This window comes from Hansschlegelia zhihuaiae, from assembly GCF_004103825.1.
Lineage (GTDB): Bacteria > Pseudomonadota > Alphaproteobacteria > Rhizobiales > Methylopilaceae > Methylopila > Methylopila zhihuaiae.
The window spans coordinates 174225-192982 of record NZ_RYFI01000008.1; the positions used below are offsets into that span (position 1 = coordinate 174225).

Here is an 18758-nt window from a genome sequence, read left to right on the forward strand (position 1 = left end):
AGACCAGGGTGATCAAAAGGCGAGGGGCCGCGGCCTTGGCGGGCTCTCGCGCCACCACCAGCCGCATGGAGCGGGCGCCGGAGGCGGGGGCCTCGGTGACGACCCGGCAGTCGGCCGCGGCCTTCCCGGCGCAGACGATCATCCACGCCTCGAACCGCTCGGTCGATTGCGCGGCTGCAAGGCAGCAGGAGGCCATGAGCAGGAGGGCGCTCGGCACGATCCTCATCGCGACCTTCTCCGATCAAGAAGCGGCATCTTCAAACGCGCCGGGCCGTTCGAAACAAGCGGGTTGGTTCACGGAGTCGTTACCAAGTCGGCATTTTGCGGGGCCGCAGGAGCGCAACCGTTCCTGCGTATCACTGTTCGTACAGAGGATGGGGCGGCGCCTCGAGGCGCGACCGTCACCGGGACGCGCACAGAGAAACCGGAGAAACCTATGAACAAGAAAGTCATCTACGCCCTGGCGACCGCCGTCGCGATCGGCGGCGTCGCCGAGACGATGCCGCAGGCTTCCGCCGAGGCCGCCCCGAGCGCGACGTCGCTCGAGCAGATCCGCGCCAAGGTCCGGTCCGAGGCGATGACCAGCCTCGCGGCCGGCGACATCCAGACGGTGGGCCGGCGCAGCGGCCATCGCGGCTGGCGCGGCGGCGGCCGGCACTATGGCGGCCGGCACTATGGTGGACGCCGCTATTACGGCGGGCGCCGCTACTATGGCGGGCGCCGCTATTACGGCGGCCGGCGGTATTATGGCGGGCGCCGCTATTACGGCGGTCGGTACTATTACGGTGGCCCGCGATTCTACGGCGGTCGTCGTTGTTATATCACCCGTTACGGCTATCGCCGCTGCAGGGGCTATCGTCCCGGCTTCTATGTCGGCATCGGCCTCTGATCCGCTGCGCGATGAACGTTTGGGAGGCCCCGGCGGATATCGCCGGGGCTTTTCTTTTCTGCACGACCGACCGCGCATCGTTCGCGGAACGGAGCTCTGCCGCGGCGCGTTTCACCGCTACGAACGAACGTAGAACGGAGCGCCTATGTCGGACGACAACACCCCTTCGTCGCGAGTCGACGCCCGCCGCGAAACCGATCCGGACGCTCCGACGCCCGGAAAACCGGCGCAAGACGTCCATCCCAATCCGAAGACCGCGCCCGATCCGGAAAGCAACGCCGACAAGGACCCGGCCGACTGGGTCTCGGGCGACGAGCCGATGACCGGAGCGCAGGCCTCCTATCTGAAGACGCTTTCCGAGGAGACCGGGGCGGACGCCTATCGCGACGACCTCTCCAAGGCCGAGGCCTCGACCCTGATCGACGAGCTCAAGAACGCGCGCAACGAAAAACGTTGACGTCCGGCGACGGCGGCTTTGCGCGCGTCGGACGTCTGCGGTCGCGGGGGGCTGAACGGGAGGAAGATGATGAAGAAGACGCTTCTCTATTCGCTCGCCGCGGCGTTCGCCATTTCAGGCGTAGCCGAGACCGCGCCTGTCCTTGCGGCCGACGGCGGCAGGTCCGCGCCGCCCTCGCTGGACGAACTGCGTGCCAGCGTCCGGGCGGACGCCATGATGAGGCTCGCGCTGGGCGAGGTCGATCGGGTCGGCCACACGCGCTACCACCGACACCGCTACGCGCCTCGCCGCCGCGTCGTCCCGCGCCGGTTCACGCTGCGCTACATTCATCGCCCCGGTCGATCCTGCCGCCGGTGGGTCGGTCGCAGGTGCTACTACACGCCGCGTCCGTTGCGGCCGTTCCGGCAGCGCTGACGGTAGCGTTCAGACGGGTCGGCGCGCCGATCCGCTCTTGCTCTTCCGCTCGCCTTCCGCTCCGTCGATGTGAAGCCGGTCCAGCTGCGCGCGGATGTGGGCGGCTTCGGCGGCGCTGTTGGCGAGCGCGATGGCCCGGTCGAAGGCGATCCGCGCCTCGGCGTTTCGGCCGAGCTCCATGAGCAGCGCCCCAGTCACCCCGTGGAAATAGAAATAGCCGGACAGCCGCTCGGCGAGCGGCGCGATCAGGTCGAGCCCGGCGTCCGCGCCCTTGAGCCTCGACAGCGCCACGGCCCTGTTCAGCGTCACCACGGGCGAGGGGGCGATGTGCTCCAGCGCCTGGTAGAGCAGGTCGATCTCGGCCCAGTCCGTCTCCGCGAAGGTCTTGGCGCGCGCATGCAGCGCCGAGATCGCGGCCTGCAGCTGGTACGGCCCTGGGCGGCGGTGCCGGATCGCCTTGTCGACCAGCGCCAGCCCCTCGGCGATCATCGGCGCGTTCCACAAAAAGCGGTCCTGGTCCTCCAGCAGCACGATCGCGCCGTCGGCGTCGTGGCGGGCGCCGGTCCGCGAATGCTGCAGCAGCATCAGCGCCGCGAGCCCCATGATCTCGGGTTCGGCCGGAAACAGCCTGAGCAGGAGGCGGGCGAGCCGGATCGCCTCGTCGCAGAGCGCGACGCGCGCCGAAAGCTCCTCACCGGAGGCCGAATAGCCCTCGTTGAACACGAGATAGATCATCGCCGCGACGGCGGTCAGGCGCTCCACGCGCTCGGCGGCGCCCGGCGTCTCGAACGGCACGCCGGCCGTCGCGACCTTGGCCTTGGCGCGGGTGATGCGCTGCTCCATCGCGCTCTCGCCGATCAGGAAGGCGCGGGCGATCTGGCGGACGGCAAGGCCGGACACGACCCGGAGCGCGAGCGCGATCTGCTGGGTCGCGGGCAGGTCCTTGTGGCAGCAGACGAACAGCAGCCGCAGGATGTCGTCGCGATAATCCACCTGGTCGAGACGTTCGGCGATGTCGGCTTCGGCGTCGTCGATGTCCGAGATCGCGTCCTCGTCGGGCAGCGCGGTCTGCTTCGCGCGCCTGCGGACGTGATCCAGCGCGACGTTGCGGCCGACGAAGATCAGCCAGGCGGCCGGATCGCGCGGCGGCCCCTTGTCCGGCCATGTCCGAAGCGCCCGGAGACAGGCCTCCTGGAACGCCTCCTCCGCTAGATCGAGGTCGCGGAAGTAGCGCAAGAGCGCTGCGACCGCCTGGGGCCGGGCGGAGGCGAGGGCCTTGTCGATCCAGGCGATGTCGGTCATGGGCAGGGTCCGGTCATGACGCCGGCGGGCTCGCCGGGTCGTAATAGCCGATGGGACGGAGCTCGTAGGAGCCGCCCGGGTTCGCCTTGCCGAGTTCGCGCGCGGTCTCGAGCGCCTCGTCCAGCGACGCGACGTCGACGACGTAGAGGCCGAGCAGCTGCTCCTTGGTCTCGGCGAACGGGCCGTCGAGCACCAGCGGCGGCTCGACCGACTTCTTCAGCGTGACGGCGGCGGTGGTCGGCAGCAGGCGCAGGTTCGGGCCGAGCCGGCCCTGCGCCGCCATCTTTGTCTTCACTTCGGCGATCCGTCCCATGACGGCCTCGTCCTCTTCCTTGGACCAGGCGCCGACGACGGCTTCGGAATGGTAGCAGAGGATGGCGTAGAGCATGGCCCGAGGGCTCCGTGTCTGGTTCCGAGGACGAAACGACTATCCTCCGGTCCGACAGCTCTCAGCAAAATTTTCGCTGAAGCAGGTCCTCCGGAGCCGGTCGTCGTCGCCGGGCTTGATGACCCGGCAATCGATCTCTTTGCGAAGTCGATGGATGCCCCGATCGAGTCCGGGCATGACGAGCGGTGCTGGCAATCGGTCCGACGCTAGGACGCCGGCGCTTCCAGCGCGGCGGCGGCGCGAAGCGCCGCGCGGCTCGTCGCTTCGCGGGCCGATTTCTCGGCGTGCGCGGCGGCGTTCACGACCTGCAGATTGGGCGCGCCCCAGAAGCCGAGGAGCTTGGCGAAGGGCAGGTCGCGCCGGTCGCGCCAGACCTCGTGCAAGGGGACCCGGTGGTCGACCTCCGAACCCTTCAGCAGCCGACGGCCGCCGAGCGCGCATTTGTGCTTCTGGACCCGGGCGATGAGCTTGCGCGCGCCCTGCGGGGCCGTCCAGAACCGCCAGGCCGCGACGCAGCAGGCGTGCCAAGCGGCGCGGCGGTTCGGGACGCCCGCGCCCCAGAGATCGACGTGCCATCCAAGCCTGAAGACGGACTGCCCGCAGACCACGCAGCGACCGGGCTCGGGCGATGCGGATCGGAAAGGCTGTGGCGGCAATCTGAAGCCTGCGCGGATCTCCGGGGCGGACCATCGCCAGCCGGGCGGCGGCGCGCCCGCGGCCGCAAGCGCCCGGGCGAGGCGGTCGGCGCGCAAGGGATGCGCCCTCCAGTAGAAGTCGACCGCGGCGCGGGCGGTCTTCGGCGTCCAGCGCCGCGCCAGCGCCTGGACCAGGACCGGACCGGGAATCTGGTCGCGCGAGGCCGTGAGCTTCGACCGCGCGACCTCGTTCCAGGCGGCCCGTCTTGCGTCGAGCGTCATGGCGCTTCCCGTGCGAATCAGGACCATTAGCGTGTCGCGAGAGCGTTACCCGACGGTAGCGTCCAGCGAATTTTCCTTTAGTTTGATCGCTGCGCGGCCCCCCGAGCGGCCGCCGGCAGCCGGATGCGCATCCACGACACAGACGGCACGACCAAGGACCTGATGCCTATCACCGACCCCAAGCCGACCGAACCCGAGTCCGACGACCGGTTCGATTCGCTCCGCCTCGAGAATCAGCTCTGCTTCGGTCTCTACGCTGCGGCCCACGCGATGAACCGCGCCTATCGCGTCTCGCTCGGGCCGCTCGGACTGACCTACCCGCAATATCTGACGCTGCTCGCGCTCTGGGAGGAGGACCGCCAGAGCGTCTCGGAGCTCGGCCAGCGGCTCCGCCTCGATTCCGGGACCCTGACCCCGGTGCTGAAGCGCCTGGAGTCCGCGGGGCTCGTCAGCCGCTCGCGAAGCCGGGCCGACGAGCGCGAGGTCGAGATCACGCTGACCGAACGCGGAAGGTCGCTGCGTCTCGACGCGCTCGGCGTGCGCCATGACATCGTCTGCCGCCTCGGCATGTCGGAGGACGCGATCCTGAGGCTGCGCCGGGACATCGACGAGATGTTGAAGCGACTGGACGGCGCGGACGCCTGCGCGCCTTCGGCGTGACGCGAGTTTCGGATTTGCCCGAGACCCATCGCATCGGCGCGGATCGGCTGTCGGCGACGATCTCGGCGGCGGGGGCCGAGCTCGTCAGCCTGAAGGACGCGCAGGGCGTGGAGCTGCTCTGGCAGGCCGGCCCCGAATGGCCGCGCCGCGCCCCGGTGCTGTTTCCGATCGTGGGACGGCTCGCGGGCGACGCGCTGAGGCACGAGGGCGCGAGCTATCGCGTCACCCAGCACGGCTTCGCGCGCGACCGGGGCTTCGACTGGACCGAGCGGACGGAGACCAAGGCGTCGCTTGCGCTCGCGGACGACGCAGAGACACGGGCGCTCTACCCCTTCGCCTTCCGCCTGGAGATGCTCTACGCGATCGACGGGGTCGCCCTCTCCGTGACTTCGCGCGTCACCAATCCGGGCGACGCGCCGCTGCCCTTCTCGATCGGCGCGCATCCGGGCTTCCGCTGGCCACTCGTCGACGGCGTCGCCAAGGAGGCGCATGTCATCGACTTCGGAGCGCAAGAGACGGGGTCGCGCCGGACAGTCGAAGACGGGCTGCTGGGGCCGGAAGCGCCGCTGCCCTTCGACGGGCGCAGGCTTGCCCTGAACGAGGAGCTGTTCGCGCGCGACGCGCTGGTGCTTCCCGACGCGGCCAGCCGGTCGGTGCGCTACGCGGCGCTCGGACCGGACGGCGAGAGTCTGAAGGCGCTCGACTTCTCGTGGCGCGGCTACCGGGACCTCGGGATCTGGTCGGCGCCCCACGGCGCGCCGTTCCTGTGCGTCGAACCCTGGCGCGGCATGGCGAGCTTCGTCGGCTGGGACGGGCCGTTCGTCGAAAAGCCGGGCGTCGTCCTGCTCGCTCCAGGCGAGACCGAGGAGTTCGAGTGGCGTGTCTCGCTCTAAACGAGCGGTCGACGCAAGGATTACGCAACGTTCGGCTGTCACGATCCGGGTTCGCGCGGGGCGGCGAGACCCCGAGGGCAAGGGCGCGGTCCAAGCGCGTCGTCGAGGCGAGGAACTGACATGCGACGCCGTGCAGGCGAGGCGCGCCGACTGGTCGCGCTGCGCGATCTGCGCATTCTCGACACCGGACCCGAGCCGCATCTCGACGCCGTGTGCCGGACGGCGGCCGCCCTGTTCGACGCGCCGATCGCCCTCATTCCGCTGATCGACGAGACGAGGCTCTGGTTCAAGGCCCGCGTCGGGGTCGAGGACGCCGAGATAGCCCGCTTCGGCTCGTTCTGCGACGCCGTTATGGGCGGCGGCGACGCGACGGTGGTGCGGGATCTGGCTGACGATCCCCGTTTTGCGAAGTCGCCGCTGGTCGTCGGGCCGCCTTATGCGCGCTTCTACGCCGGCGCGCCGATCTCCTGCGGCTCCGGCCATCGGATCGGCACGGTCTGCGTCATCGACGTCAAGCCGCGTCCGGACTTCTCGGAGCGCCAGGCCGCCCAGCTCACGGACCTCGTGCGCATCGTCGAGTCGCATCTCAGGCTGCATGAGGCGGAGCTCGCCCGCGCAGCCGCCGCCGAGGAGGGACGGCGCGTCGCGGACCTGCTCGAGGAACGCGAGAGCAGGCTGCTCGCCGCACACGAATCGCAGGCGATTGCCGAGAAGGCCGCGGGAATCGGCCATTGGCGGATCGACGTCGCCGCCCGCGAGATCCTCTGGTCGGACGGCGTGTCGCGAATCTTCGGGCGCAACGCCGAACTGAAGGCGCTCACGCTCGACGAGCATCTAAGCTTCTACCACCCGGCGGACGGAGAGCGTGTCCGGGGCCTGGTCGAGGTCGCCGCCATGGGCCAGAGCCGGGCGGACGATGGCGGCTACAAGCATCACTCCCGGGTGATCCGACCGGACGGGGAGGTGCGGACGATCTGCGTCCACGGAGTCGCCTCCTACGCGACGTCGGGAAAGGTCGAGGCGCTGCACGGGGTGTGCATCGACGTGACCGATCGCGCGCGGTCCGAGGCGAAATTTCGCGACGCGAGCGCTCTGCTGCGGCTCACGCTCGAGAGCATGGATCAGGGCCTGCTGATGATCGGCCCCGATGATCGGATCCGGATCTGCAACCGTCGCGCGAGCGAGCTGCTGGGCCTGTCCGACGAGGTGGTCCACGAGGGAGCGCGGCTCGAAGACATCAAACGCCATCAGTTCGAACGGGGCGAATTCCGCCTCGAGACGCCCGAGATGGTGCGGCGGATCATGGAGGGAGGCGTCGAGCGCGCGCCCGACTGCTACGAGCGCCGCCGGCCCGACGGGACAACGCTCGAGGTGCGCACGACGGCGCTCGCCGACGGCGGCGTGGTGCGGACCCTGACCGACATCACGGCGCGCGTCGAAAGCGCCCGCGCCATGGAGGAGAGCGAGCTGCGCTATCGCCTGCTCGCCGAGAACACCACCGACCTCATCATCTGGTGCGAGCTCGACACGACACGGCGCTACGTTTCACCCGCCGCCAAGGCCGTGCTCGGCTACGACGCCGAGGAACTCGTAGGCACGAAGCCGCTCGGCTTCGTCCATCCCGACGACGTCGAGGCCTATCGGCGCCTGCTCGACGACCTGACCTCGGCCCGGATCGAGCACGCCGTGACCTGTCTGCGCTATCTCCGCAAGGACGACGCCCTGGTCTGGGTCGAAGTGTCGTTCAGCCTGACCCGCGACGCGGCGACCGGGCGGCCGACGGGCTACGTGGCGTCGTTGCGCGACGTCACCGACCGCAAGACCGCCGAAGAGGAACTGAAGGTGAGCGAGCAGCGCCTCGCGCTCGCCCTCGACAGCGGAAGCGACGGGCTGTGGGACTGGAATCTCCAGACCGGGATCGTCCGCCTGTCCGACCAGTGGTTCGTGATGCTGGGCTACGACCGGGGCGACGTGGACGACGACGTCAACGCCTGGGCGACCCTCATCCATCCCGACGACGTCGAAGCCACGCGGCGGCTTCTCGTCGACCACCTCAAAGGCCTGACGCCGACCTTCGAATGTGAATACCGCATGCGGCGCAAGGACGGCAGCTACGCCTGGACCCTCGCCCGGGGCAAAGTCGTCACGCGGTCGGCCGACGGCCGGGCGGTGCGAATCATCGGCACCCATATAGACGTCACCAAGCGCAAGGAGACGGAGCGCCAGGTCGCCCATATGGCGGTCCATGACGCGCTGACGGGCCTGCCGAACCGGACTCTGTTCCGCCAGCGGCTGAACGAGGCCGTCGCTGTGGCGGAGCGCAGCAAACGCGCTTTCGCGCTGCTCGCCTGCGATCTCGATCGCTTCAAATCGGTGAACGACACGCGCGGACATGTGGCCGGCGACGCGCTGCTTCGGACGATCGCCGAACGGCTGAGCTCGGTCGTGCGCGAGGGCGACACCGTGGCTCGGCTCGGCGGCGACGAGTTCGCCATCATCGTCGCGCTCGACAGCCCGCGGGCCGCGAGCGTCGCCGCGCAGCGGGTGATCGACGCGGTCGGGCAGCCCATCGACCTGGACGGCCAGGCGGTCGCGGTCGGCGTCAGCATCGGCGTCGCGATCTGTCCGCAGGACGCCGAAGACGCCGACCACCTGTTCAAGAATGCGGACATCGCGCTCTACAAGGCGAAAGCCGCGGGCCGGAACACGCACCGCTTCTATGAGACGGGCATGGACGCGGCGCTCGCCGAGCGCACGCAGCTCGAGATCGACCTCAGGGAGGCCGTGCGTGCGGGCGGGCTGGCGCTCGCGTTCCAGCCGATCATGAACGCCGCCGCCGGAACCGTGTCGGGTTTCGAGGCGCTGATGCGCTGGCCGCATCCGAGGCGGGGGATGGTGCCGCCGTCCGAGTTCATACCGATCGCCGAGGAGACGGGCCTCATCCTGCCGCTCGGCGACTGGGCGCTGCGCGAAGCGTGCCGGGCGGCCGCCTCATGGCCCGACGAGATGCGCGTCTCGGTCAACGTGTCGGGCGTGCAGTTCCAGCGGCCGGGTCTCGAGCAGAGCGTGGTCGGCGCGCTGTCGGCCGCCGGGCTTCCGGCCGAGCGGCTCGAGCTCGAGATCACCGAAAGCGTGCTGATGCAGGACTCGGAGGCCGCGGTCTCGACTCTGCTGAGGATTCGATCCCTTGGGGTCCGGATCGCGCTCGACGATTTCGGCACCGGCTATTCGTCGCTGAGCTATCTGCGGCGCTTCCCCTTCGACAAGATCAAGATCGACCGCTCCTTCATCGTAGAGATCGACGACCCCGAGACCGCGGCGATCGTCAAGGCGATCGTCGGGCTCGGCGAACGCAGCGGCGCAGCGATCACCGCGGAGGGCGTCGAGACGAGCGCCCAGTTCGAGGGCGTCCGCCAGGCCGGCTGCACCGAGGTGCAGGGCTATCTGTTCAGCCCGCCGCTGCCGGCGGAGCAGGCCGTGGCGTTCGTCAACCGCCAGAAGCGCGCGGCCTGACGGTCACGCCCTTCGGCGGCGCTCGATCGCGCGGTCGAGCAGAATATCGGCGCGCGCCGTGGCCGTTTAGGTCACGGTTCATTCGCCATAAGCCTTGCGGGTCGCCGGCCCGCAAGGACGCCTTGGAGGCGGCGCCGAGCGGTGTCCGGCGTCACGCCTTTTCGGCGAAGTGGAGCTTCAGAAACCGGACGTCGCGGCCGACGCGGAGCAGCGCCTCGGAGACGAGCGCGAGGCTCTGCAGGAGCAGTTCCTGTACCTCGTCGCGGCCGGTCTCGGCGGCCGCGCTCGCTTTGATCCGGCCGACCTGCGCGTCGAGCCGCTGCATCACGCCTTCCAACTCGGCCATCGCCGCCTCCTCCGAAATCGGTGCTGAGGTCGAGCGTCTCACCTTGCCGGAGACGACGGAAGCGAAACCAAAAATCAACCTTAAGGAGGGGGGCCACGCCACGGGAACGACTCCTATTCGACGTCGGTTGATTCGCCGCACGATCGCATGAGTCGATCGGCACGAGAGGAGACGCAAATGTCCTACACCGTCATCGTCGACGCCGAAGAAGGCCCGGTCGCGACCGTCGCGCGATCGGTGCTTGACGCCCTCCTGCTCGCGCGCGGTCTCAAGACCGAGGACGACGACAGGCTCACGATCGCGGCCGACAATGGCTGGATCCTGACCATCGAGGAGCTCGAGGAGCTCGCCAAGGCCTGAAGCGCATCCTCCGGGATGCGCAGTTCAAACCGTTCCGAAGAGTTCGTCTTCGGAGATCGTCGGCAGATCCGGTCCGGCGCCGGATCCGCCGACGCCGACCGCAATATGCCTCGCGAAATGCCCGGCCGCGTTGGAAAGCCCGCGCGAGCGCTTCCAGAGCATGATGTCGACGGCAGGCAACGCCGGCAATCCGAGGGACGGCGGCAGGCGCCTCAAGCCGATCGCGTGGACTGATTCCGACAGAGTGATGACGGCCGCGTCCGCAAGCGCCATCGCCTGCAGGCCGGCGATGCTCTCGGACACGCAGGCGATGCGCCAGCGGACCCCGGCGTCGTTGAGCGCCGCCAGGGCGAGATCGCGGTAGAGGTTGCCTTCCGGCAGCATGGCGAGCGGCACCGGGTCGCGCCGGTGCGCGTCGCCATTCGCCGCCCCCAGCCAGACCAGCGGCTCGGCTCTCAGCCGCTCTGCGTCGGCCGTCTTCGGCGCGACGCCGGGCATGTGCGTCGCGATGGCGACGTCGATCAGTCCCTCGTCCATATCGGATGCGATCTGCCGCGACAGCGCGCACCGCACCGAGACCTCGACCCGCGGATAGGCGCGCCGGAAGCTCGCGAGCGTCTCGGGCAGCAGGAAGGCCGCGTAGAGGTCGGGGCAGCCGAGCGTCACCCGTCCCTCGATTTCCTTCGAGGCGAGCTTCGCCTGCGCCTCGTCATGCGTGCGCAGCACCGTGCGCGCGTAAGGCAGCAGCGTTTCGCCATGCGGGGTCAGGCGCAGACGCCTGAGGTCGCTTTCGAACAGCTGCTGCCCCGCCGCGTCCTCGAGCCGCCGCAACTGAAGGCTGACGGCGGGCTGGGTCCGCAGCAGCTTCCGCGCGACCCGCGTGACGCTCTGCTCCTCGACCAGCATCACGAAGGTGCGGAGCAGGGTGATCTCGAGGGGGCGCGCCATGAAGGCAAATTATTATTTGGCTTTTTGCAAAGCAATATAAATTTGCGTTTGGCGAAAGTCAGACGATAGGATCAGTTGACGCCGAATTACTCAGTATATCCGGACAAAATGCACGCTATTCCAGCAAATCGAGCATTCATATTGAGCATTGTGCTTATTGATGTGGCGCCGACGTGGCGTGGCGAGGCGCCCCGTTGAGCGCTGTTCCGGTCCCTCTGCTGGAAGCTCGCTGCGTCGCGAAACGCTATGGCGGCCTCGCGGCCCTCGACGGCTGCAGCCTGTCGCTGCGCGCCGGTGAAGTCACCGGCCTGATCGGCCCCAACGGCGCCGGCAAATCGACCCTTCTCAATGCCATGACCGGCCTCGTCCGGGCCGACGCCGGGACGGTCCTGCTCGACGGCCGCGACGTCACGGCGCTGCCCGCCCACCGCTTCGCTGCCCTCGGCGTGGCGCGCACCTTCCAGATCGTGCGCGAGCTCGGCAGCCTGACCGTCTTCGAGAACCTGCTGCTCGCTCCGCGCCGCCAATCCGGCGAGGGCGTCGCGGCGAGCCTGTTCGCGCGCCGGAAATGGTGGGCTCAGGAGAGCGTGAACGCGGAGAAGGCGAAGGCGCTGCTCGAGCGCGTCGGGCTGTTCCGGCTCGCAGACCAGCCGTCGGGGGGGCTGTCGGGCGGCCAGAAGAAGCTGCTCGACCTTGCGCGCGCGCTGCTGCTCGAGCCGAAGCTCATCCTGCTCGACGAGCCGGGCGCCGGCGTCGCGCCGCCGCTGAAGATCGAGCTGATCCGCCTGGTCCGGGAGCTCAAGGCCGAGGGCGTCTCCTTCGGTCTCGTCGAGCATGACATGCATCTCGTCGGCGAGCTTTGCGACCACGTCCATGTCATGGCGGAGGGCAGGCTCCTGGTCTCCGGGACGTTCGAGGAGGTCGCCCGCGACCGCCGCGTGGTCGACGCCTATCTCGGGGTCGCGGCGTGAGCGCGCCGGCTCCGATCGCCGCGCTGTCGGCGACAGACCTCCGGGCCGGCTACGGCCGCGGCGACGACATCGTCCGCGGCATCAGCCTCGACCAGGCGCCGGAGACGATCCTCGCCGTCATCGGCCCGAACGGCTCGGGCAAGTCGAGCCTCGTGAAGACGCTCGCCGGCCTGCTCGACATCCGCGCCGGCCGCGTCGCAGTGACGGGCCGGGACGTCACGCGCGAGACGCCGGCGAAGCGGGTCGCCGCGGGCCTCGCTTACGTGCCTCAGGAAGCGAACGTCTTTCCGAACCTCACCATCGGCGAGAACCTGAAGCTTGCGACCGAGTTCCTGCGCGGGCGCGCCGGCGTCGGGCCGGAGCAGCGGGAGCGGGTGCTCGGCCTGTTCCCCGAGATCGGCGCGCGGCTCAAGACCCGCGCCGGCGACCTCTCCGGCGGCCAGCGCCAGATGCTCGCCTTCGCGAGCGCCTTGCTCGCGAACCCCGAAGCGCTGCTGCTCGACGAGCCCTCGGCGGGACTCAGCCCGAAGATCGTCGGCCAGACCATGGAGGCGATCGTCAGAGTGCGCGAGACCGGGGTGACCGTCCTGCTCGTCGAGCAGAACGTCGCCGCCGCGCTCGACGTCGCGGACGAGGCGGTCGTGCTCGTCGCGGGCCAGGTCAGCCTGCGCGCCTCGGCGTCCGACATGAAGGCCGCCGATCTCGGCGCGCTGTTCTTCGCGAAGGTCGCCTGAGATGGCGGCGCAGCTCTTCTTCAACGGCCTCGTGACCGGCCTGCTCATCGCGCTGCCGGCGCTCGCCCTGACCATCGTGTTCGGCGTGCTGAAATTCGCGAATTTCGCGGTCGGCTCGATGCTGACGCTCGGAGCCTACGCGGCGTGGGTCGCGAATGTGCAGCTTGGCCTTCCGCTCTTCGGCGCCGCCGCCATCGCCGCGCTGACGGTCGCGGGCGCAGGCCTTCTGGCCGACCAACTCGCCTTCGAGCGGCTGCGGGCTCGCGGATCGATCACGCTGCTCGTCGCCTCGATGGGCGTCTCGCTCGTCATCGAGAATGTCTGCCGATTCTTTTTCGGCAACGCCAGCCGCGGCTTCGACGTGGCGCTGTCGCGCCCGATCCGGTGGGAGGGAATCCGGATCAACCAGGAGCAGATCACGATCGCGATCACGGTCGCGGTCTGCCTCGTCCTGGTGGATGCGCTGCTGCGCTTCACGCCGCTCGGCCGGGCGATGCGCGCCGTCGCGGACAACGCGTCGCTCGCCGCGGTGCGCGGCGTCGAGCGGCGCACGATCGCGCGTCTCACCTGGGTCCTGGTCGGCGCGCTGCTCGGGCTCGCGGGCGTGCTCGCCGGCCTCGACCGCGCGATCGATCCGCTGATCGGCTGGAACTACCAGATCCCGATCTTCGCGGCCGCGATCCTCGGCGGCCTCGGCTCTCCGCTCGGGGCCGTGGCCGGCGCGCTCGTGATCGGCGTCGCGGAGGAGATGTCGGCCCTCGTCATCCCGACGAACTACCGGCAGGTCGTGAGCTTCTCGGTGATCCTGGCGCTGTTGCTGTTCCGCGCCAATGGCCTGTTCGGAGCGAAGGCGGCGCGCAAATGATCGCTTATCTCGTCACCATCGCGATCCTGGTCTGCGTCGCCGCTCTGGTCGGGCTCGCGCTGAACCTGCAGTGGGGGCAGGCGGGGCTCGTGAATTTCGGCGTGGTGGGCTTCGTCGCCATCGGCGCTTACGCGGCCGCGCTTCTCACCCCGCAAGTCGGCTGGCTGCCGGCGATGATCGCGGCCGGCGCGCTTTCCGCGGCCTTGAGCGCAGGCCTCGCGCTGCTGTCGATCCGGCTCGAGGAGAACTACCTTGCGATCGTCACGCTCGGCTTCGGCGAGGTGGTCCGCCTCGTCATCCTCAACGAGGGTTGGCTGACCAACGGCGCGCTCGGCATCCCCGACATCCCGCGCCCCTTCGCGTCGCTCGGCGAGTCGATCGGCGGCGACGCAGTGTTCATCGTGTTCGCGCTCGGCCTCCTCGCGATCGTCTTCCTCGCGCTCGAAGGCATGGCGCGGTCGCCCTTCGGCCGCGCGCTCCGGGCGATCCGCGACGACGCCACGGTGACGTCGGCGCTCGGCAAGAACGTCTTCCTGCTCCGCGTGAAAGCCTTCGCGGTCGGCGGCGCGGTGATGGGCGTCGCGGGCGCGCTTCACGCCTACTACCTCACCTATATCGACCCCAGCCAGTTCACCCCGATCGTCACGGCCTATGCGTTCATGGCGGTGATCGCGGGCGGCCGCGGCTCGAATGTCGGGCTTCTGGTCGGCGCGGGGTCGATCATGGCGCTGCTCGAGGGCACGCGCTTCCTGAAGGACGTCATCCCGGTCATCGACGGCGTTCAGCTCTCCGCGCTCCGGCTCGGACTGATCGGGGCCGGCATCGTGCTGCTGCTGATCCTGCGCCCGCAGGGGCTCGTGCCGGAGCCGAAGCGCCGCGCGGCGGACGTGCTTCCGAAGGCGGGGGGAGGGCGCTGATGCCCCGCGTTTCGCCGCTGCCATCTACGGCGCTCCCGCCCGGCCAGCGCGAGCTCTACGAGGTCTTCGCCTCCGGCTACGCGGATTTCAGCGATCAGGCGGCCGTGCTCGCCCATGTGCCGGCCGCGCTGGAAGGGCTGTTCGGCATGCTGCTGGAGCTGAGGCGCCAGGCGAACGTGCCGCTGCGCTATGTCGAGCTTGCGGTCGTGACCGTCTCCAAGCTCAACGCCTGCCCCTATTGCATCGGCCATCACCAGCCGCTGCTCGCGGTCGAGGGGCTGCCCGAGGAAGCGATCGAGGGCCTGCCTTCGGCCGACCACCCGGCTTTCGACGAGACCGACCGCCTGGTCGTCGAATACGCGACGCTCGTGACCGAGCGCGCCTGGGGACTGCGCGACGCCGTGTTCGAGCGGCTCAGCGCCCGCTTCACGGAAAGCCAGATCGTCGAGCTCACGCTCCGCATCGCGCTCGCCGGCTTCTTCAACCGCTTCAACGACGCCCTCCAGATCGACGACGGCCGGACGGCGGCCGCTCTCGCAGCCGAGAAAGGAAACCTGGCATGACCGACGCCAAGCTTGTCATGAACCGCCGTTCCGTCGTCGCCGGCCTCGGCGCGCTGCCGGTCGCGGCGGCGCTCAAGACCCCCGCGCTCGCCCAGGCCGCGGGCGACGTCCCGCTCGGTCTGGTGCTGCCTTTCTCCGGCGCGACCGGCGCCTACGGGCCGGCCATGAAGCAGGCCGCGGAGCTCGTCGTCTCCCAGGTCAACGGCGCGGGCGGCATTCTGGGCGGCCGCAATGTCCGCCTGTTCATCGAGGACTCCGAGACGTCGGCGACCGCGAGCGTCGCGGCCAGCAAGAAGCTGCTCGAGGTCAACAAGGTCGAGCTGGTCGGCGGCTTCTGGGGCAGCCCCGAGGCGCTCGCGGCCAAGCCGGTCATCCTCGCCGCCAACAAGGTGCAGATGCTGTCCTGCGCGGCGAACGCGGTCACCGAGGGCGAGACCAAGGGGCTGATCTTCCGCCTTCAGGCGAAAAGCAGCCAGTGGGGGCCTGCCGGCGCCAAGGTCATGCAGAAGATCGGCGCCAAGAAGGTGACGATCCTCGCCCAGCAGAACCCGTTCATCGTCGCGATGGTCGAGCCCTTCAAGGCCGAGATGAAGAAGCTCGGCGGCGAGGTCATGGACGTCGTGATGTACAATCCCGACCAGGCCTCCTACCGCGCCGAGGTCGAAAAGGCGTTCGGGCCCGAGCCCGACGCGGTGTTCGTGCTGCCGCTGCTGACCGACATGGTGTCGATCTCGAAGGAGATCTTCCGCGGCGGCTTCACCTCGAAGGTCGTTTCGCTCGGCACCGGCGCGGACGCCGAGGGCAAGTTCCTGCAGGCGGTCGGGCCGGAGGTCGCGGAGGGCATCTACCACCTGCAGCCCTCGCCGCCGATCGACAGCCCGTCCTACGCCCGTTTCGTCAAGCAGATGGGAGCGCCCGAGGGCACCGTCTTCCTGTTCGCCGGCAACGCCTGGGACCAGATCTGCATCACCGCGCTGGCCATGGAGCACGCCAAGACCCAAGAGGCGGCGGTCTGGGCGAAATCGATCCGCGAGGTCTGCAACCCTCCCGGAGAAGAGGTCGACGATATCGTCGAGGCGCTCAAAATGGTCCGCGACGGCAAGAAGATCAATTTCAACGGCGCGGGCTGCACCTGCGACTTCGACGAGAAAGGGGACTCGTTGAACCGCTCTTTCTACGTGCAGCTGATCAAGGGCGGAAAGAATACGCCGTTCGGCGTCGTCAGCTGACGCCGCACGCAAAGCCGAAACAACGACGACGGTCACCGCGCGGCGATCCCGCCGCGCGGACGGGCCTCCGACGCCCGCCGCCGCTCATAAATAAAACTTTGCTTTGTGCAAACCATTATAAATTTGCGTTTGCTGGAGCCTTATTACTACGATCTTGAAGATCGCCCGTTGAGGCGCTCAAGATAATCCACGCGAATGATAATACATGGCCTGCAAGGGGCGGAGATGAGCCAGAATAACCCTATTCACTTCTGCGGCTTTCTCGTCGCCGGGCCGGTGGTCCACAGCCACGCGATCTGGCGCAACCCGGCTCATGAGACGCCGTTCCTCAGCCTCGAACACTATGCCGGCATCGCCCGGACGCTCGAGCGCGGCGTGTTCGACTTCGTGTTCTTCGCCGACCGGCTCGCGATCGCGGATCGCTACGGCGACAGCCACGAGATGGGACTGCGCCTCGGCGACCAGGACGCGACCCGCATGGACCCGCTGCCGATCCTCGGCGCCATGGCGGCCGTGACGCGGCGTCTCGGCCTCGGCGCGACCCGCTCCACCACCTATGACGCGCCGTTCAACATCGCCCGCGAGTTCGCGACGCTCGACCACATCTCGGGCGGGCGCGCGGCGTGGAACGTCGTCACCTCGATGAATGACGGCGAGGCGCTGAACTTCGGCGACGTGCCGCATCTCAGCCATGACGAGCGCTACGACCGCGCCGACGAATTCATGGAGGTGGCGTTCAAGCTGTGGGACAGCTGGGAGCCTGACGCTCTCGTGCTCGACCGGGCGGCCGGGTTCTACGCCGACCCGTCGAAGGTGCGCTACGCCAACCATCGCGGGACGTGGTTCAAGTCCCGCGGACCGCTCAACATTCCGCGCAGCCCGCAGGGGCGGCCGACCATCATCCAGGCCGGCTCCTCGGGACGCGGCAAGGCGTTCGCGGCGCGCTGGTCGGAGGTGATTTTCGCGCTGCAGCCGAGCATGGCCCGCATGACGGCGTTCTCCAAGGACGTCCGGACGGCGCTCGAGGCGGCGGGCCGCGCGCCCGACGCCGCGAAAATCCTGATGGCGGTGATGCCGTTCATCGGCGAGACGCGCGCCGAGGCAGAGGCCAAGCGCGACCTGCACGACAGCCTGATCGACCCGCGGGTCGGCCTTTCGACGCTCGCGGCCCACGCCAACGCCGATTTCGGGTCGCTGCCGCTCGACGCGACGATCGACGAGATCGCCGACACCGGCAGTCAGGGCAATCTCGCGGCGCTCCGCTCGATCGCGGGCGACGGCTCGATGACGATCGCCGAGGCCGGCAGGATCTACGGGCGCGGCGTCATGTGCCCGCGCCTCGTCGGCACGGCGGAGGACGTCGCGGACGAATTGATCGCGATCGTCGACAGCGGCGCGGCCGACGGCTTCGTGATCTCGCCGGCCTTCCTGCCGGAGACTTTCGAAGACTTCGTGGACAAGGTCGTGCCGATTCTCCAGGCGCGGGGAAGGGCTCGGACGACTTACGCCGACGGCACGCTGCGCGACCGCCTCGCGACGTCCGGAGGAGCAGCGTGAGCGCCGCCATGGCGACGCGCCCGCTCCCGGCGCCGGGCGTCGACGCCGCCGACTTCAAGGCGGCGATGCGCCGGCTGGCCTCGGGCGTCGCGGTCGTCACCAGCCGTCACGGCGGCGTCGTCAACGGCATGACGGCGACCGCGGTGTGCAGCGTCAGCGCCGAGCCGCCGCTCGTCCTTGTGGTCGTCAACCGGGAGAGCGCGTCGCATGGGGTCATCACGAGGGGAGAGCGCTTTGCGCTGAATTTCCTGGCCGAAGATCAGGCGCCGCTCGCGAGCTATTTCGCGGGCGGATCCGGCAAGACCTTCGACGGCGTCGCCGCCCGCCCGGGCGTGACCGGCTGCGCGCTGATCGCGGGAGGCGCGGCCCAGCTCGAATGCGTGGTCGAAACCGCCTACGATCAGGCCACCCACACGATCTTCGTCGGCAAGGTCGTCAACGCGGCGGCGGGAGAGGGGCGTCCGCTCGTCTACAGCGAAGGCTCGTTTTGCACAGTCAGGGAGCTGTGAATTCTTGGCAGGGCGCCCAGCCGCATCGATCCGGCCGGGTCAAGCGCCGAAAATACAGGGAATCCGAGCCAGAATTCCGGGACCGGACGTCTAAAGCGTGATGCGTCGAGGTTGGGTCGGCCGACTCAACGTGGAAACCGTCATTCCGAGCCTGTCCCGAAATCCATTAACGCCGCGTTCTCAATAGCATGGCTTCGTGAGCGGCGATGGATCCCGGCGCTTCGGCCGGGATAACGGGCGGAGTTTCCCTGACCCGATCCAAAAGCGTCCCGCTCTAGGGTCTGTACCCAATAGATTTGCGGTGTGGACTGCGTGCTGATTCAAGG

At 69.0% G+C, this 18758-nt stretch carries 20 protein-coding genes and 1 pseudogene; 15 read left to right on the forward strand and 6 right to left on the reverse strand.

The window, feature by feature from the left end:
• Positions 1-226: pseudogene (locus EK403_RS22335) on the reverse strand (DUF1176 domain-containing protein); the annotation flags it as partial.
• A gap of 210 nt (positions 227-436) precedes the next feature.
• Between EK403_RS22335 and EK403_RS22340 the strand changes: the two are divergent.
• The 3 genes from EK403_RS22340 to EK403_RS10340 all read left to right on the forward strand — a co-directional run bounded on the left by EK403_RS22340 (position 437) and on the right by EK403_RS10340 (position 1760).
• Positions 437-889 (forward strand): hypothetical protein, encoded by a 453-nt coding sequence (locus EK403_RS22340; RefSeq protein WP_164919566.1) that lies wholly within the window; start codon positions 437-439, stop codon positions 887-889.
• Between the two features lie 145 nt (positions 890-1034).
• Complete coding sequence (locus EK403_RS10335; protein ID WP_128777406.1) at positions 1035-1346, forward strand: DUF3072 domain-containing protein; 312 nt, start codon at positions 1035-1037, stop codon at positions 1344-1346.
• Between the two features lie 69 nt (positions 1347-1415).
• Positions 1416-1760, forward strand: coding sequence for a hypothetical protein (locus EK403_RS10340; protein ID WP_128777407.1), 345 nt, complete (start codon positions 1416-1418; stop codon positions 1758-1760).
• Between the two features lie 9 nt (positions 1761-1769).
• Here the strand turns inward: EK403_RS10340 and EK403_RS10345 are convergent, their stop codons facing one another.
• From EK403_RS10345 to EK403_RS10355, 3 genes are all read right to left on the reverse strand, one after another.
• Positions 1770-3062: an RNA polymerase sigma factor gene (locus EK403_RS10345; RefSeq protein WP_128777408.1), complete on the reverse strand. Its 1293-nt coding sequence runs from the start codon at positions 3060-3062 to the stop codon at positions 1770-1772.
• A 13-nt stretch (positions 3063-3075) separates the two neighbouring features.
• Entirely contained in the window at positions 3076-3450 is a 375-nt protein-coding gene (locus tag EK403_RS10350; protein ID WP_128777409.1) for a YciI family protein, read from the reverse strand.
• A 206-nt stretch (positions 3451-3656) separates the two neighbouring features.
• Entirely contained in the window at positions 3657-4367 is a 711-nt protein-coding gene (locus EK403_RS10355) for a hypothetical protein (RefSeq protein ID WP_128777410.1), read from the reverse strand.
• 162 nt (positions 4368-4529) lie between these two features.
• On the opposite strand from EK403_RS10355, the gene EK403_RS10360 reads away from it, so the two are divergent.
• The 3 genes from EK403_RS10360 to EK403_RS10370 all read left to right on the forward strand — a co-directional run bounded on the left by EK403_RS10360 (position 4530) and on the right by EK403_RS10370 (position 9433).
• The gene (locus EK403_RS10360; RefSeq protein WP_128777438.1) at positions 4530-5027 is read left to right on the forward strand and encodes a MarR family winged helix-turn-helix transcriptional regulator; all 498 of its coding nucleotides are present in this window, start codon (positions 4530-4532) and stop codon (positions 5025-5027) included.
• Between the two features lie 14 nt (positions 5028-5041).
• Positions 5042-5920, forward strand: a complete 879-nt coding sequence (locus tag EK403_RS10365; protein ID WP_128777411.1) for an aldose 1-epimerase family protein — start codon at positions 5042-5044, stop codon at positions 5918-5920.
• Between the two features lie 120 nt (positions 5921-6040).
• On the forward strand, positions 6041-9433 hold the full coding sequence (locus tag EK403_RS10370) for an EAL domain-containing protein (protein WP_128777412.1): 3393 nt from the start codon (positions 6041-6043) through the stop codon (positions 9431-9433).
• 151 nt (positions 9434-9584) lie between these two features.
• Here the strand turns inward: EK403_RS10370 and EK403_RS10375 are convergent, their stop codons facing one another.
• A complete protein-coding gene (locus EK403_RS10375; RefSeq protein ID WP_128777413.1) occupies positions 9585-9779 on the reverse strand; it encodes a hypothetical protein in 195 nt (64 codons plus the stop codon).
• A 177-nt stretch (positions 9780-9956) separates the two neighbouring features.
• Between EK403_RS10375 and EK403_RS10380 the strand changes: the two genes are divergently transcribed.
• The gene (locus EK403_RS10380) at positions 9957-10139 is read left to right on the forward strand and encodes a hypothetical protein (RefSeq protein WP_128777414.1); all 183 of its coding nucleotides are present in this window, start codon (positions 9957-9959) and stop codon (positions 10137-10139) included.
• A 24-nt stretch (positions 10140-10163) separates the two neighbouring features.
• Here EK403_RS10380 and EK403_RS10385 read toward each other — a convergent pair whose 3' ends face one another.
• Positions 10164-11087: a LysR substrate-binding domain-containing protein gene (locus EK403_RS10385; RefSeq protein ID WP_128777415.1), complete on the reverse strand. Its 924-nt coding sequence runs from the start codon at positions 11085-11087 to the stop codon at positions 10164-10166.
• Positions 11088-11281: 194 nt separating this feature from the next.
• On the opposite strand from EK403_RS10385, the gene EK403_RS10390 reads away from it, so the two are divergent.
• From EK403_RS10390 to EK403_RS10425, 8 genes are all read left to right on the forward strand, one after another.
• The gene (locus tag EK403_RS10390; RefSeq protein WP_128777416.1) at positions 11282-12058 is read left to right on the forward strand and encodes an ABC transporter ATP-binding protein; all 777 of its coding nucleotides are present in this window, start codon (positions 11282-11284) and stop codon (positions 12056-12058) included.
• A complete protein-coding gene (locus EK403_RS10395; RefSeq protein WP_245479625.1) occupies positions 12055-12792 on the forward strand; it encodes a branched-chain amino acid ABC transporter ATP-binding protein in 738 nt (245 codons plus the stop codon). Before EK403_RS10390 ends, EK403_RS10395 begins: the two co-directional genes overlap by 4 nt.
• A gap of 1 nt (position 12793) precedes the next feature.
• The gene (locus EK403_RS10400) at positions 12794-13657 is read left to right on the forward strand and encodes a branched-chain amino acid ABC transporter permease (RefSeq protein WP_128777417.1); all 864 of its coding nucleotides are present in this window, start codon (positions 12794-12796) and stop codon (positions 13655-13657) included.
• Positions 13654-14574 (forward strand): branched-chain amino acid ABC transporter permease, encoded by a 921-nt coding sequence (locus EK403_RS10405; RefSeq protein WP_128777418.1) that lies wholly within the window; start codon positions 13654-13656, stop codon positions 14572-14574. The genes EK403_RS10400 and EK403_RS10405 overlap by 4 nt, the downstream gene beginning before the upstream one ends.
• Entirely contained in the window at positions 14574-15137 is a 564-nt protein-coding gene (locus tag EK403_RS10410; protein ID WP_128777419.1) for a carboxymuconolactone decarboxylase family protein, read from the forward strand. The genes EK403_RS10405 and EK403_RS10410 overlap by 1 nt, the downstream gene beginning before the upstream one ends.
• Positions 15134-16366: an ABC transporter substrate-binding protein gene (locus EK403_RS10415; RefSeq protein WP_128777420.1), complete on the forward strand. Its 1233-nt coding sequence runs from the start codon at positions 15134-15136 to the stop codon at positions 16364-16366. The genes EK403_RS10410 and EK403_RS10415 overlap by 4 nt, the downstream gene beginning before the upstream one ends.
• A 225-nt stretch (positions 16367-16591) precedes the next feature.
• Positions 16592-17923 carry an LLM class flavin-dependent oxidoreductase gene (locus EK403_RS10420; protein ID WP_128777421.1) on the forward strand — a complete coding sequence of 444 codons (1332 nt, stop codon included), beginning with the start codon at positions 16592-16594 and terminating at the stop codon, positions 17921-17923.
• Positions 17920-18432, forward strand: coding sequence for a flavin reductase family protein (locus EK403_RS10425; protein ID WP_128777422.1), 513 nt, complete (start codon positions 17920-17922; stop codon positions 18430-18432). The genes EK403_RS10420 and EK403_RS10425 overlap by 4 nt, the downstream gene beginning before the upstream one ends.
• The last annotated feature ends 326 nt before the right edge of the window (positions 18433-18758 follow it).

Coding starts and splice junctions, on each gene's coding strand:
- EK403_RS10355 (WP_128777410.1), bottom strand. CDS start 4,367: ATGACGCTCGACGCAAGACGGGCCGCCTGGAACGAGGTCGCGCGGTCG.
- EK403_RS22340 (WP_164919566.1), top strand. CDS start 437: ATGAACAAGAAAGTCATCTACGCCCTGGCGACCGCCGTCGCGATCGGC.
- EK403_RS10360 (WP_128777438.1), top strand. CDS start 4,530: ATGCCTATCACCGACCCCAAGCCGACCGAACCCGAGTCCGACGACCGG.
- EK403_RS10415 (WP_128777420.1), top strand. CDS start 15,134: ATGACCGACGCCAAGCTTGTCATGAACCGCCGTTCCGTCGTCGCCGGC.
- EK403_RS10375 (WP_128777413.1), bottom strand. CDS start 9,779: ATGGCCGAGTTGGAAGGCGTGATGCAGCGGCTCGACGCGCAGGTCGGC.
- EK403_RS10405 (WP_128777418.1), top strand. CDS start 13,654: ATGATCGCTTATCTCGTCACCATCGCGATCCTGGTCTGCGTCGCCGCT.
- EK403_RS10335 (WP_128777406.1), top strand. CDS start 1,035: ATGTCGGACGACAACACCCCTTCGTCGCGAGTCGACGCCCGCCGCGAA.
- EK403_RS10345 (WP_128777408.1), bottom strand. CDS start 3,062: ATGACCGACATCGCCTGGATCGACAAGGCCCTCGCCTCCGCCCGGCCC.
- EK403_RS10410 (WP_128777419.1), top strand. CDS start 14,574: ATGCCCCGCGTTTCGCCGCTGCCATCTACGGCGCTCCCGCCCGGCCAG.
- EK403_RS10340 (WP_128777407.1), top strand. CDS start 1,416: ATGAAGAAGACGCTTCTCTATTCGCTCGCCGCGGCGTTCGCCATTTCA.
- EK403_RS10420 (WP_128777421.1), top strand. CDS start 16,592: ATGAGCCAGAATAACCCTATTCACTTCTGCGGCTTTCTCGTCGCCGGG.
- EK403_RS10380 (WP_128777414.1), top strand. CDS start 9,957: ATGTCCTACACCGTCATCGTCGACGCCGAAGAAGGCCCGGTCGCGACC.
- EK403_RS10385 (WP_128777415.1), bottom strand. CDS start 11,087: ATGGCGCGCCCCCTCGAGATCACCCTGCTCCGCACCTTCGTGATGCTG.
- EK403_RS10350 (WP_128777409.1), bottom strand. CDS start 3,450: ATGCTCTACGCCATCCTCTGCTACCATTCCGAAGCCGTCGTCGGCGCC.
- EK403_RS10400 (WP_128777417.1), top strand. CDS start 12,794: ATGGCGGCGCAGCTCTTCTTCAACGGCCTCGTGACCGGCCTGCTCATC.
- EK403_RS10370 (WP_128777412.1), top strand. CDS start 6,041: ATGCGACGCCGTGCAGGCGAGGCGCGCCGACTGGTCGCGCTGCGCGAT.